This is a genomic window from Novosphingobium sp. BL-S-24 (genome assembly GCF_055521575.1).
Map to the genome: position 1 here is coordinate 1,117,757 of NZ_CM145488.1, position 14,159 is coordinate 1,131,915.

The window sequence follows — 14,159 nt, forward strand, 5'->3', positions numbered from 1 at the left end:
GCTCAGTCCGCCGCGCGCAGCGGCAGCATCAGCGACGCCGTCGTGCCGATGCCCGGGCGACTTTCGATATCGAAACGCCCGCGATGGCGCTCGACGATATGCTTGACGATCGACAGGCCCAGACCGGTGCCCCCCGCCGCGCGGCTGCGACTGGCGTCCGCGCGGTAGAATCGCTCGGTCACGCGCGGCAAGTGTTCGGGCGAAATCCCTTCGCCTTCATCGCGCACGGTGACGAGCACCCAGCCAGTGCTGGCCGCCTCCACCGACACTTCGACCGGCCCGTCCGCCCGCCCGTACTTGCGCGAGTTGTCGATAAGGTTGCGCAGGACCTGCGACAACTGACCGCGGTCCCCGGCAATGACCGCGTGCTGCGCGTTGGCCTTCACCGTTACCGGCGCCCCGCCGCGAAATTCGCCCGCGACTTCGTTGGCAAGCGCCACCATGTCGATGCTTTCGGACGGCGCGTCATGCTTCACCGCCTCGATCCGGGATAGCGACATGAGGTCCGAGATCAGCGACTGCATGCGCTGCGCCTCGTGCCGGATGGTGCCCAGGAAGCGGCCGCGCAGCGCCTCGTCCCCGCCGGCCTTGGGGTTCATCAGCGTCTCGCAATAGCCGATCACGTTGGCGAGCGGGGTGCGCAGTTCGTGGCTGGCGTTGGCGACGAAATCGGCGTGCGCCTTGGCGACGCTGACCCGTTCCGACAAGTCATAGAGGCTGACGATGCGTTCGTTGGGACCGGCCACCTTGCAGTCCACCTCCCACATCGATCCGCCGGTGGAGAGGCCCTTGATCCGGGCGGTTCCGCCATTGTCGCTGAGGATCGCGGCGACGGCGCGCGGCTCGCGAATGGCGATGCGAACGTCCTGGCCGACGATGTGCGCCCCCAGCAGTGCCTTGGCGGCGGTGTTGGCGAAACGGACCTGGCCGCGCGACACCATCAGCGCAGGCGTCTGCAGATGTTCCAGCAGATGAACGCCCTCGATCGTCATGCGCGGTATTCTCCTGTCCCCGGCCACCCATGTACCCGATTATCCAGCCGTTCCAACGCGCGTGGCAGGGTTTTACGACAGTGATATGGCAACATTCGTATTCAGCGGATCATAAACCGCGTTTGCCCGTCGTTTGCGCAGGCGAAGCGTTTTGTAAAATATCGCGGCCCTGCCTTGTGGCCTAGTATCGCCTTTCCACATTTGTTATGCGGCCCCGGCAGGCGTTGCGTTCACGAATGGACGCAAGCGCATGCGACCTGCGACAGGGTCTCCTTCCCAAGGGGGCCGAAAATGGCACATCACGGTTGCGAGGAGGAGCGCGGCCGTTCGGTGGAAAGGTATTCGTGACCCAATTCACTTCCGATCGCCTGCTCCTCTTCGGCGCAACGGGCGATTTGTCCCGCCGGATGCTGATCCCCTCGCTTTGCGCGCTCGACGCGGAAGGCCTGCTGGGTCCGCGCATCCAGATCATCGGCACGGCGCGCTCCGAAATGGACGACCAGGGGTTTCGCAACTTCGCGCGTGAATCGCTGGAGCAGTTCCTACCCGCTCAGCGGCGCGGCAGCATGGCCCAGTTCCTCAATCGCCTGAGCTACCAGCCACTCGACGCCAACGACATCGACCATTTTCAGGGGCTGGCCGAGAAAGTCGGAAAGCCGGAAGAAGGGCTGTCGATCTTCCTGTCGACCGCGCCCAGCCTGTTCGAGGCAACTATCCACGGACTGGAGAAAAGCGGTCTCGCCGGGGACCGCGTCCGCATCGGCCTCGAAAAGCCGCTGGGCATCGATCTGGCGTCCAGCAAGGTGATCAACGACGCCGTCGCGCACGCTTTTCCCGAGGAGCGGATCTACCGGATCGACCACTACCTCGGCAAGGAAACGGTGCAGAACCTGCTGGCGCTGCGCTTTGCCAACCTGATGTTCGAGCCGCTGTGGAACGCCGCGCATATCGACCATGTGCAGATCACCGTGGCCGAAACGGTCGGCCTGGAATCGCGCGTCGCCTATTACGACGACAGCGGCGCCCTGCGCGACATGGTGCAGAACCACATGCTCCAGCTGCTGGCGCTGCTGGCGATGGAGCCGCCGGTCTCCTACGACGCGACGAACGTGCGCGACGAAAAGGTGAAAGTCCTGCGCTCGCTCCGCAAGGTGAGCGTGGGTGAGACGGTGACCGGCCAGTACCGCGCCGGGGCGATCGGCGGCAAGGCCGTGCCCGGCTATGACGATGAACTCGGCAAGGATTCCGATACAGAGACGTTCGTTGCCATCAAGGCGCATATCGACAACTGGCGCTGGCAGGGCGTGCCGTTCTATCTGCGCACCGGCAAGCGCCTGCCCAAGCGGACGACCGAAATCGTCGTCCAGTTCCGCGACGTGCCGCACTCGATCTTCACCGGGCGCGGCGCCAAGACGGTGCCCAACCGGCTGGTCATCGGCATCCAGCCGGAAGAGAACATCACCTTGTCGCTGATGGCCAAGGTGCCGGGCCTGGATCGCAACGGCTATGGCCTGCGCTCCGTCCCGCTGGCGATCACCACGCCCGATGCCTTTGCCGACCGGCAGCGCCGCATCGCCTACGAGCGCCTGCTGCTGGACCTTATCGAAGGCGACCAGACGCTGTTCGTCCGCCGCGACGAAGTGGAAGCCCAGTGGGAATGGATCGATGCGATCCGCGCCAATTGGGGGGAACAGCAGCTGGAGCCCAAGACTTACACGGCTGGAAGCTGGGGTCCGTCCGCTGCCATCGCGCTTGCAGAGCGTGACGGCGTTACGTGGCACGAATAGCGCCCACGCGGGTTTACGCTTTCGAATGAACAAGGGCGTCCCACGATTGGGGACGCCCGCAAGCCAATCGCTGCCCGCGCAACGCCGCGACCATGCAGGAGTACATCCATGAGCACCCTCAACCCGGTGGTGGAGCGCGTTACCCAGCGCATCATCGAACGCTCACGCCCCAGCCGCGCCCGCTATCTGGAGATGGTGGAGCGCGAGGCGGACAATCATTCCGACCGCAGCTTTCTTTCGTGCTCGAACCTGGCCCATGGCTTCGCCGCTTCGGGTGAGGACAAGGCGACGATTTCGGCGGGCAAGTCGATCAACATTGGCATCGTCACCGCCTATAACGACATGCTGAGCGCGCATCAGCCTTACGGCCGCTACCCCGAACAGATGAAGCTGTTCGCCCGCGAAGTGGGCGCGACGGCGCAAGTCGCGGGCGGCGTTCCGGCGATGTGCGACGGCGTGACGCAGGGCTTCGACGGCATGGAGCTATCACTGTTCAGCCGTGACACCATCGCCCTTTCCACCGCCATCGCGCTGAGCCACGCGATGTTCGACGGCACCGCCCTGCTGGGCATCTGCGACAAGATCGTCCCCGGCCTGTTCATCGGCGCGATGCGGTTTGGCCATCTGCCGGTGGTATTCGTCCCTGCCGGACCGATGCCAACGGGTATCTCCAACAAGGAAAAGCAGAAAGTCCGCCAGCTCTATGCCGAGGGCAAGGTCGGTCGTGAGGAACTGCTGGCCAGCGAAAGCGCCAGCTATCACTCGCCGGGCACCTGCACGTTCTACGGCACGGCCAATTCCAACCAGATGATGATGGAACTGATGGGGCTGCATATCCCCGCAGCCGCCTTCGTCCAGCCCAACACGCCGCTGCGCCAGGCGTTGACGCGCGAGGCCGTTCACCGCGTCGCTGCAATGACGCGCAAGGGTGACGACTATCGCCCGATGGCCAAGGTCGTGGACGAAAAGGCCATCGTGAACGCCATGGCGGGCCTTCTCGCCACCGGCGGCTCCACCAATCACGCGATCCACCTGCCCGCCATGGCGCGGGCGGGCGGCATCCTGATCGATTGGGAGGATTTCGACGAACTGTCCTCCGTCGTCCCGCTGATCACGCGCGTCTATCCCAATGGATCGGGCGACGTGAACCATTTCCAGGCGGCGGGCGGCATCGGCTGGGTCGTACGCGAACTGCTGGACGCGGGGCTTGCCCATGGCGACGTGCTGACGGTGTCCGAAAAAGGCATGTCCGCCTACGCCAGCGAACCCGTCCTGCGTGACGACAAGCTGGAATGGATCGCCCCGCCCAAGACCAGCGACGACACGATGGTCCGCCCGGTATCGAACCCGTTCCTGCCCGATGGCGGCATGCGACTGGTGCAGGGCAACCTCGGGCGCGGCACCTTCAAGACCAGCGCCGTGGACGAGGAACGCTGGACCATCGAAGCGCCGTGCCGCGTGTTCGAAACGCAGGAGGCGGTCTCGCAGGCGTTCAAGGCCGGGGAGCTTGACCGTGACGTCGTCGTGGTCGTGCGCTTCCAGGGGCCGCGCGCCAATGGCATGCCCGAACTGCACAAACTGACCCCGCCGCTCGGCGTGCTTCAGGACAAGGGCTTCAAGGTCGCGCTGGTGACGGACGGGCGCATGTCCGGTGCATCGGGCAAAGTGCCCGCCGCTATCCACGTCACGCCGGAAGCGCTGGGGGGCGGCCCGCTGGCCCACTTGCGCGATGGCGACGTGGTCCGCCTGTCGGGAGAGGACGGCACTCTTTCGACCACCGCCGATCTGGCGTCGCGTGAGGCTGCCCCGACCCCGCCGCAACCCATGGGCATGGGCCGCGAATTGTTCGCGATGTTCCGCGCCAATGCAGGGGGCGCCGAACAGGGTGGTTCCTCCATGCTGGAACTGGCTGGACTGTGAGCGCGACGAGGGAGAGGGAAATGACTGAGATCGTCACCGTCGATATCGGCGGCACCCATGCGCGCTTCGCACTGGCAACCATTGCGGATGACGGCACGATCACGCTGGGCGAACCGGCAACGCTGCACACCAAGGACCACGGCAGTTTCCAGCTCGCCTGGCAGGCCTTTCGCGACATGAACGGCGGCACCCTGCCCGATGCCGTCGCCATGTCGGTGGCCGGTCCTGTCGGCAATGAGGTGATCAAGTTCACCAACAACCCGTGGATTCTGCGCCCGGCAAAGATCCAGGAAATGCTCGGCCCCACGCGGCAGACGATCATCAACGACTTTGCCGCCGTCGCTCATGCCGTCGCCCGCGCGGACGATAGCGATTTCCTGCATCTCACCGGCCCGGACGAGCCACTGCCCGCATCGGGGACGCTCAGCGTGCTCGGCCCGGGCACCGGCCTTGGCGTGGCGCACCTCTACCGTGATGGAAAAGGCAGCTACCACGTTCAGGCGACCGAGGGCGGCCACACCGATTACGCTCCGCTCGACCAGATCGAGGATGCCATTCTCGCCCGCCTGCGCAAGCGGCACACCCGCGTCTCGGTAGAGCGCGTGGTCTCCGGCCCCGCCATCGTCGATATCTACGCGACGCTGGCGGCCATGGAGCACAAGGCGATCCACGAGATGACCGACGTGGAGATCTGGACCGCTGCCGCCGATGGTTCGGACAGTCTCGCCATCGCCGCCGTGGACCGGTTCTGCCTGGCGCTCGGCGCGGCGGCTGGCGATTGTGCCTTGGCGCAGGGTGCCGGCGGCGTCGTCATCGCGGGTGGCCTTGGCTACCGCATCCGCGAAACCATCAAGACATCGGGCTTTGCCGAGCGTTTCCGCGCCAAGGGTCGGTTCTCCGGTCTGATGGCCACGCTGCCCGTCAAGCTCATCACTCACCCGCAGCCCGGCCTGTTCGGCGCGGCGGCCGCCTTTGCAAGGGAGCACCTGCAGTAATGACCAATCTTTCCGCCGCCGTCGAAAAGGTCATGCGTCTGGCCCCGGTCATCCCGGTGCTGGTGATCGAGGATATCGACCACGCCCTCCCCATCGCCGAAGCGCTCGTCGCGGGCGGCCTGCCCGCGCTGGAAGTCACCCTGCGCACCGATTGCGCCATCGATGCGATCAAGGCGATGAAGCAGGTCCCCGGCGCTGTCGTGGGCGCAGGCACCGTGCTGACCCCGGACGATCTGGCCCGCTCGATCGACGCCGGGGCGGAATTCATCGTCTCGCCCGGCCTGACGCCGACGCTGGGCAAGGCCGCGCTTGATAGCGGTATTCCGTTCCTGCCCGGCACCGCCAACGCCAGCGATGTGATGCTGGCGCTGGAAATGGGCTTCGATCGTCTGAAGTTTTTTCCGGCGATGGCCGCCGGTGGCCCGCCCGCCCTCAAGGCGATTTCCGCGCCGCTGCTGGTCGCGCGCTTCTGCCCGACTGGCGGCGTCACGCCGGAGAACGCCCCCGAATGGCTCGCGCTCGATTCCGTGCTGTGCGTGGGTGGCAGCTGGATGGTGCCCAAAGGCAAGCCGGACGTCGCAAAGATCGAAGCCGCGGCGCGCGTCGCTGCGGGGCTTGGCCGCTGATGTCAGAAAAGCCGGTCAGCGCGCCGCTCGATACGGTCGAGCAACTCGAAACACGGCTGCAGGAGCTTCACAAGCTCACCGCGATCTCGCCGCTGTTCAATCCCGTGTTCCAGCTCGGCCTTGAACTGTCGCGCGAGCTGGAAACCGGCGCGATGTCGCTCGACCAGATCGAGTCGCTGGTGGCGGAAATGGACTGCGAGGGATTGCGTGCTCGTGCCGCCCGGCTCGACCGTATTCTCGGCACCGTCCAGATCTCCGGGAACGACGCCCTGATCGACGGACTCGCGGACAAGACCTCGCACGAGGATGACTTTTCCGCTTTCGCCGTGCGCTGGCAGCGTCCGGCCGCGCACGTTGTCTTCACTGCGCATCCCACCTTCCTGCTCACCGCCGCGCAGACAGAGGCGGTTACGGCTTCGGCCTCGAACGGCGATTTCAGCCAGGCGTCGGTGTGCGTGGCCTCGCCGGAGCGTGACACGATCACGCTCGATTACGAACATGATGCCGCGATGGCGGCCTTGACGCGCGGCCAGAAAGCGCGGGACCGCATCAACGCGCGGTTGCTGGCTCATGCCGCCGCGCGCTGGCCCAAGCGGTGGAAAAGCCTCAACCCCCTGCCGGTGCGTTTCGCGCACTGGGTGGGGTACGATATGGACGGCCGCACCGACATCTCGTGGTCCACGTCCATCCGCTATCGCCTGCTGGAAAAAGCGGAGCGGCTGGGCAGCTATGCCGCCGCCCTTGAAACCGTGGCCCCCGAAATTGCGGCAAGGTTGTCCCGTGCGCAGGCCCATACTGCGGAGGCGGCCAGCGCCTTCAATCAGGACCTCAGCGATCCCGAAGCCCTGTCCGGCGCGGCCAACGGGCTGGCCGCCGACCATGCCGACAAGATCATCAGCCTTGAGCCGATCATCACCCGCCTCGAAGAAGAGGCGCGGCATGCCGACCAGGATCAGGCGCGGGCGCTGCTGGTCGTTGCGGCGGCCATGCGCGCGGACGGGCTTGGCATGGGCTGGATTCACTTCCGGGTGAACGCCTCGCAACTGCAGAACGCCATCCGTCGTCGCATCGACCCCGAAGGCAAGCTCTCGCTGGCCAGCCAGGCCGCGCTGGTGCGGATGCGCGAACTGCTCGCGGAAGTGAAACCGCTGCGTTCCAACTTCGCCGCGCTGGCGATCGAGAACAGCACCGCCGTGCGCCAGTTCCTGGCTATGGCGCAGATCCTGCAGCATATCGACGCCGATTCGCCCATCCGCATGCTCGTGGCCGAGTGCGAGGAGCCGACCACCGTGCTCGCTGCGCTCTACTTCGCGCGGATGTTCGGCATCGACGACAAGGTGGACGTCTCCCCCTTGTTCGAGACCGAGAACGCGCTGGAACATGGCGGGCGCTTCCTCGATGCCGTGCTGGCCGAGCCTGCCTATCGCGAATACGCAAAGCGGCGTGGGCGTGTCTCGATCCAGACCGGCTTTTCCGACGCCGGGCGCTTCGTCGGCCAGATACCCGCCGCCCTCGCGATCGAACGCCTGCAGGGGCGCCTTGCCGAGGCGATGGCCGCGAATGGCCTGTCCGACGTTTCAGCGCTGGTGTTCAACACCGGCGGCGAATCGATGGGTCGCGGTTGCCACCCCTCGAGCATCGATGACCGGTTCGACTGGCAGATGTCGCCTTGGGCACGCCGCCGCTTCCTGCGCGCCTCGATCCGGTTGGAACCCGAAGTGTCGTTCCAGGGCGGCGACGGCTATCTGTGGTTCGGATCGGACGAACTGGCGCTGGGCACGCTCACCCGGATGATCGAGCGTCCGCTGTGGGCCGCCGATGTCAATGCCCCGACCGATCCATTCTATCGCCGCACCGACCTCAGCCTCGATTTCTACCGAGCGATTCGCGGGGTTCAGCACGATCACCTTGAATCGACGACATACAGCCGTGCGATCACCGCGTTCGGTCTTGGCCTGTTGAACGATACGGGCAGCCGCAAGTCGCGCCGCCAGTCGGACCTTGCGTCCGACCGGACGATGAGCCTGCGCCAGATCCGCGCGATCCCGCATAACGCGATCCTCCAGCAGCTGGGTTATCCGGTGAACGTGATCGCCGGACTAGGCACCGCCGCCGATGGCAATCGCGAGGAAATCGCCGCGCTGCTACGCGAAAGCGCGCGCGGGCGGCAGATCGTGCGCCTTGCCCGCGCTGCCAACGCGCTCGCCTCTATCAAGACGGTGCAAGCCTATGGTGAGTTGTTCAATTCCGCCTACTGGGCCAGCCGTCCCTATCGCGGGGACGAGCAGAACATTGCCGATGCCTGTCTCAAGCTGGCGGAATACCTGACCAAGGACGATCGCGCGGGCGTGTACCGCCGTCTCGCCTCACGCCTGCGGGTCGATGCGCTCAAGCTGCATTCGCTGCTGGAACTGATCCCGGACGAAGCACCCCTGCGCGACCGGGAGCAGACCCGCCGATCGCTGGGCGTGCTGCAGGCGCTGCGTATTGCGCTGTTCCAGCACATGTTCCTGCGTGCCGTCATGGTGCCGCCCTTCAGCCGCGCCAACGACATCAGCCGCGAAGACGTGCTGGAGATGTTCTTCACCTTGCGGGTAGAGGACGGCCTGGCGCAGCTGCGGCGTGCCTTCCCGGTGCACTTCCCGTCGATCAACGATTTCGCGGTGGACGCGCCCAGCGACTATCCCGATTCCAGTGCGACCGGATACGCCCGTATCCATCAGGACTACATCGATCCAATCGCCCGGTCCTACGCGCTGTCGCTGCGGATCACGACGGCGCTGGCGAACGAGTTCGGCGCGCACGGATGACAATGCAAAGCGCGGTCGGCCCGTCCGGCCGCCGCGCTTCGTTGCCGATCAGTCGCCGTAAGTCATAGGGCCTTGTCGTAGATCGCGTATTCGCGGTTTACCTTGCTGTTGATGGCATCGGCGATCGCGACCATGCCCTGGTTATCCTCCAGCACCCAGCCGATCTCCGCCCGCTTCGTGCCAAACTTCGTCAGCGCGGCGCGGCGGATATACTCGATCATCATGAAGGCGAGCTGGCTGGCCAGACGCGATGATTGCAGGCTCTTGCGCACGCCCATCAGGGGCACGCGCATGTCAGCGGGATAGGGTTTCTTCAGCCAGAGCAGCAGCTTGATCAGCCCGAAGATCGACGGCTTGCCGTTGCGCTTGTTCACCCGCATCTGAATGCCGTTCAGGTCAGGCAACGTCATCATGAAGGCCACCGGCTCGCCATCGTACTCGGCGATGTGGATGAGGGAGGGGTGCACCAGCGGCTTCAGCGCCTTGCCGGTATATTCGATTTCCTTGGGGGTAAACGGCACGAATCCCCAGTTGTCGGACCACGCATCGTTCAGGATCTCACAAATGATGGCCGCATCCCGATCGAAATGCTTGAGTTCCACCTCGCGAATCCGGATCCGCGCGTTCTTCTCACCCGAGGACACGATGCGCTGGATCAGCGGCGGAAATTCATGCCGAATGTCCAGATCATAGGTGTGGAGCGATTTGACCAGCGTGTAGCCGCACGCTTCGATCCACCCCTGATACGCTGCGTTATGGTGCGCCATCATCACCATCGGCGCGTGATCGTGCCCCTTCACCTGAATGCCCGGTTCTTCCCAGACGGACAGGTTCATCGGCGCGATGACCTTGGTCATCCCCTGTTCGCGCAGCCAGTCTTCGGCCCGGGCGATCAGCGCCTTGGCGGTCGCCTCGTCCTCGGCCTCGATCGCGCCCCAGTTGCCGGTGCCGGGCCCCATCCCCTGCTCGACCGGCTGGGTCAGGGCCAGTTCATCGATGTGCGCCGATATGCGGCCGACGATCCGGCCACCGCGCCGGGCGAGGAAGAGCTGAACGCGGGCATGCTCGAAGAACGGGTTCTTGCCCGGCGTGAACTTGGAGATTTCCTCCGAGCGCAAGTTGGGCACCCAGTTCGGGTCGGACGCATTGAGCCGGTAGGCCAGATCGACAAAAGCGGCGCGATCGGTCTTGCTGGAAACGGGAGTGATCACTAGTTCGGCCATGGCCACGATGCTGCCTTTGTTTCGGCTTACAGGAAAAAACGTGAGCGCGACGTGCTGCCGCCGACGGTATCTTGTCAAGCCCGCTACTCAGCCGAGCCGTGCGGCTTTTCGCGGCGAACTCCGTTCCGGGTCGGCTTTCACCCGGAGAGGCTTTGGAATTCTGGAACGATGAACGCCCCTGATGCGATAGACCTGACCCCGGCCACCCTGCGTGATTCCGCGCGGCCTGCCGCGACGCACACAGGTACGTGGCATTCGCAAATGCCGGATGACAAGGCAATGCTGCGCGCGGCTGTCGAACTGACGCGCGACATTTCGACCGCGCGCCCGGCCGTTTACTGGGCCGACATGATCGCCAGCGCAGCGGTGGGATATGGCGCGCTCGCCGGCGCGATCCTGGTCGGCAACCCGATGCTCGCGATCGTGTTGGCGTTGCTTTCGTCGCTGGCGCTGTACCGCGCCCTGCTGTTCATCCATGAGCTGACGCACATCCACAAGGACGCCCTGCCGGGCTTCCGCATGGGCTGGAACCTGCTGGTCGGCATTCCGATGCTGATACCCTCGTTCATGTACGAGGGGGTTCACACCCAGCACCATGCCCGCACCCGGTACGGGACGGTGGAAGACCCCGAATACCTCCCGCTCGCGCTGATGAAGCCGTGGAGCCTGCCGGTGTTCGCGCTCACCGCGATCCTGCTGCCGGTTGGTCTGCTAATCCGCTGCGCTATTCTGGTGCCGCTGGGTGCGGTGTTCCCGCCGCTGCGCAAGCTGGTCTGGGAGCGCGCGTCCGCGCTGGCGATCAACCCGCAGTATCGCCGCCGCTTGCCAGAGGGGGCTTTCGCGCGGCAGGTGTTCTGGCAGGAAGTGGGCTGCTCGGTCTGGGCGATTTCGGTTCTGGCGATGAGTGCCGCGTGGGGATGGCGTCCGCTCATCATCGCGCTGTGCGTGGTTTCGCTGACCGCGTTCCTCAATCAGGTTCGCACGCTGGTCGCGCATTTGTGGGAGAATGACGGGGAAGCGATGACCGTCACCGCACAGTACCTCGATTCGGTGAACGTACCGCCGCCCGCGCGGTTTTCCGGCCTATGGGCGCCGGTGGGCTTGCGCTATCACGCGCTGCATCACCTGTTGCCGTCGATGCCATACCATTCCCTGGCCGAAGCGCACCGTCGTCTGAGCGAGCATCTTGGCGATGCCTCGACCTATCGCAAGGCCAATCATCGTGGATTGACCCCGTTGCTCAGCCGTCTGGCCAGCAGCACGTTGAAGCCGCGTTGAGGGGTTATTCCTCGGTGCGGATCAGCACGGTTTCACCGATCAGCGCGAACAGCAGGAACGGCGCCCAAGCGGCGATGAAAGGCGGATAGCCGCCGAAGTTGCCCATCGCCAGAGCGGCATTGTCGAACACAAAGTAGGCAAAGCCCAACGCCATGCCGATCACCGCGCGGATCAGCAGCGCGCCCGAGCGCGCAAGGCCGAACGCCGCGACCGCGCCGAGCAGCGGCATCAGCGCCGAGGACAGTGGCCCCGACAGCTTGTGCCACCATGCCGCGTCCAGGTCAGTCGTGCGTCGGCCGGCATCCTTTACGGCTTGGATGGACCCGGCCAGCGTGAACAAGTCCTGCGCATCGGCATCGACCTTGGAGATGTAGATCTTGGCCGGCGTGATCCCCGGCGCGATATTGGCGGAGGCCAACTGCGTCGTGGTCGTGCTGGCGACGTCGAACTTGACCGGATTTTCCATCTTCCAGCCCGGGTTCAGGTATGTCGCCTTAGACGCGCGCAGTTGCTCGACGATCATGTCGTTCGCGTCGCGGCGATAAAAGGTGACGCCGTTCAGCGTCATCGCACTGCCTTCGCCGGTCAGCGACTGCGCCAGCAGAAGATCGCGTCCGTCTGCCAGATAGAGGTTGGCTTTCGGTCCTGTCGACTTCGGGATCGGGCCATAATCCACCGCCTGCCAAGCGGCGAGCGTCCCGGTGGCCCGGGTGACGACCCGCTCATTGAAAATGAAGCTGAAGATCGAGATCACAAGCGCCGTCAGGATCAGCGGGGCAAGCACCTGGTGCGCTGAGAGCCCCGAGGCCTTCATCGAGATGACCTCGCTGTTCTGGTTCAGCGTCGCCAGCGTGATGATCGTTGCCAGCAGCACCGAATACGGCAGGAATCGGGCGACCAATTGCGGTACCCGGAGGGTCACGTAATACCACAGCTGCATCTGGCCATTGCCGGGATGAGCCAGAATGTCGCCGCTTTCCCCCAGCAGATCCAGCACCTGCAGCACCAGCACCAGCATGATCAGCACCGCGAGGATGCGGGTCAGGAACAGCCGCGCCAGGTAAATGGTCAGCGTGCGCGAGGGGAAGAATTCGAGCTGCATGTCAGTTCTGGTCCGCCGGCACAGGCAAGATCGGGCCGCGCCGGTTGCGGCGCAGGATCGATTTCAGACGCTTTGAAACCTTGGCCGCAGCGGTTTCCAGCCAGCCCAGGGGTTGTCCGCCCGGCACGTAGGCCACCCGCCAGTACATCCACAGGATCATGGCGGCGAAAACCACGAAAGGTCCCCACAGCCCGATAATCGGGTTGATCTTGCCCAGCGATGCCACGTCGTTCGCGTACTGGTTCACCTTGTGATAGGCGACCACCATCACGATCGAGACGAACAGTCCCAGCGCCGACGTCGATCGCTTGGGCGGGATGGCCAGCGCTACTGCCAACAGCGGCAGCAGGAGCATCATCACCACTTCGACCATGCGGTAGCTGAAGTTTGCTTGGCTCGACGCGCGCTCCTCGTCGGAACTCGTGTTGGCCCAGCCCAGCTTGAGCAGCTCGGGCAGCAGATATTCGCGCTCCTGCCCGCCACGCTTGCGGAATTTCTCGATGGACGGCAGGTCGATCGGCAGGTCATGACGCGTGAAGGTCAGCACGCGGGGCATCTTGCCCGGCATGTCCTGAATGATCTGGCCCTGCTCCAAACGCAGAATGATCGTGTCGGGCTGCCCCTGGAGCGCAAGAAAACGGCCTTCACGCGCAGAGATGGCAAGGACCTGGCCCTTCTTGTCGGCGACGCGGGCGAAAATGCCTTTGAGCCGCTGCCCGTTGTCCTCGCTTTCGTCGATGCGCAGCGCGATCCGGTCCTGCAGCGCGTTGAACTCACCCACCTTGATCGAGGCGCCCAGAGCGCCCGATTTCAGCTCGTAATTGAGTTCTTCGTAATAATAGCGAGAGAGCGGCTGGAGGTAGCCGACGATGGCAAAGTTGCACACCACCAGCGCCAGCGTGATGATATAAGGCACGCGCAGCATCCGGGTGTAGCTGAGCCCGACGGCCCGCATCACGTCCAGTTCGCTGCTCGTCGCCAGCTTGCGGAAGGCGAGCAGGATGCCCAGCATCAGGCCCAACGGGATCGCCAGGCTGGCATATTCGGGAAGCATGTTCGCCAGCATCTTGAACACGACGCCGACCGGCCCGCCCTCAGTCGCGACGAAATCGAACAGCCGCAGCATCTTGTCCATGACCAGGAGAGAGGCGGCGAGCAGAAAAATGCCAAACATCGGCATCAGCACAAGGCGCAGGATATAACGGTCGATGGCGCTGATGAATTTCAACTAGAACACTTTCCGACCAGCGTCGTCCTGAACCGTCCTCACCCGCCCTTAACGACTGCAGTCGGCAGGGCAAAGCGATTTGTCGCATCCCGTTGGAAACGGGCGGCCTTCATCGCCGGAACAGCAGGAATGCCGACCGATCAACCTACAACCATGATGAAAGAGCATTGTTTCAGCGCTACCGCAAGGCAGGGCGGC

Annotated in this window: 10 protein-coding genes; 6 read left to right on the top strand and 4 right to left on the bottom strand. The window is 64.6% G+C overall.

Annotated elements, in window-relative coordinates:
- Nucleotides 1–2: 2 nt before the first annotated feature.
- Nucleotides 3–992, bottom strand: coding sequence for a sensor histidine kinase (locus tag ACZ1JM_RS10660; RefSeq protein WP_465134779.1), 990 nt, complete (start codon nucleotides 990–992; stop codon nucleotides 3–5).
- 344 nt (nucleotides 993–1,336) lie between these two features.
- Between ACZ1JM_RS10660 and zwf the strand changes: the two genes are divergently transcribed.
- The 5 genes from zwf (at nucleotide 1,337) to ACZ1JM_RS10685 (ending at nucleotide 9,130) form a co-directional block, all read left to right on the top strand.
- Nucleotides 1,337–2,779 (top strand): glucose-6-phosphate dehydrogenase, encoded by a 1,443-nt coding sequence (gene zwf / locus ACZ1JM_RS10665; RefSeq protein WP_465134780.1) that lies wholly within the window; start codon nucleotides 1,337–1,339, stop codon nucleotides 2,777–2,779.
- A gap of 108 nt (nucleotides 2,780–2,887) precedes the next feature.
- Nucleotides 2,888–4,699: a phosphogluconate dehydratase gene (gene edd / locus ACZ1JM_RS10670; protein WP_465134781.1), complete on the top strand. Its 1,812-nt coding sequence runs from the start codon at nucleotides 2,888–2,890 to the stop codon at nucleotides 4,697–4,699.
- Between the two features lie 20 nt (nucleotides 4,700–4,719).
- On the top strand, nucleotides 4,720–5,694 hold the full coding sequence (gene glk, locus ACZ1JM_RS10675; protein WP_465134782.1) for a glucokinase: 975 nt from the start codon (nucleotides 4,720–4,722) through the stop codon (nucleotides 5,692–5,694).
- The gene (gene eda, locus ACZ1JM_RS10680; protein ID WP_465134783.1) at nucleotides 5,694–6,320 is read left to right on the top strand and encodes a bifunctional 4-hydroxy-2-oxoglutarate aldolase/2-dehydro-3-deoxy-phosphogluconate aldolase; all 627 of its coding nucleotides are present in this window, start codon (nucleotides 5,694–5,696) and stop codon (nucleotides 6,318–6,320) included. The genes glk and eda overlap by 1 nt, the downstream gene beginning before the upstream one ends.
- A complete protein-coding gene (locus ACZ1JM_RS10685; RefSeq protein WP_465134784.1) occupies nucleotides 6,320–9,130 on the top strand; it encodes a phosphoenolpyruvate carboxylase in 2,811 nt (936 codons plus the stop codon). The genes eda and ACZ1JM_RS10685 overlap by 1 nt, the downstream gene beginning before the upstream one ends.
- A gap of 62 nt (nucleotides 9,131–9,192) precedes the next feature.
- Here ACZ1JM_RS10685 and ACZ1JM_RS10690 read toward each other — a convergent pair whose 3' ends face one another.
- Nucleotides 9,193–10,353: an N-acetyltransferase gene (locus tag ACZ1JM_RS10690; protein WP_465134785.1), complete on the bottom strand. Its 1,161-nt coding sequence runs from the start codon at nucleotides 10,351–10,353 to the stop codon at nucleotides 9,193–9,195.
- 168 nt (nucleotides 10,354–10,521) lie between these two features.
- Here ACZ1JM_RS10690 and ACZ1JM_RS10695 point away from each other — a divergent pair, with 168 nt between their 5' ends.
- Nucleotides 10,522–11,631, top strand: coding sequence for a fatty acid desaturase family protein (locus ACZ1JM_RS10695; protein ID WP_465134786.1), 1,110 nt, complete (start codon nucleotides 10,522–10,524; stop codon nucleotides 11,629–11,631).
- 4 nt (nucleotides 11,632–11,635) lie between these two features.
- On the opposite strand, the gene lptG is transcribed toward ACZ1JM_RS10695, so the two are convergent.
- Together lptG and lptF are read right to left on the bottom strand one after the other, a co-directional pair.
- Nucleotides 11,636–12,733, bottom strand: coding sequence for an LPS export ABC transporter permease LptG (gene lptG / locus ACZ1JM_RS10700; protein ID WP_465134787.1), 1,098 nt, complete (start codon nucleotides 12,731–12,733; stop codon nucleotides 11,636–11,638).
- A gap of 1 nt (nucleotide 12,734) precedes the next feature.
- Nucleotides 12,735–13,961, bottom strand: a complete 1,227-nt coding sequence (gene lptF, locus ACZ1JM_RS10705; protein ID WP_465134788.1) for an LPS export ABC transporter permease LptF — start codon at nucleotides 13,959–13,961, stop codon at nucleotides 12,735–12,737.
- Nucleotides 13,962–14,159 lie beyond the last annotated feature (198 nt).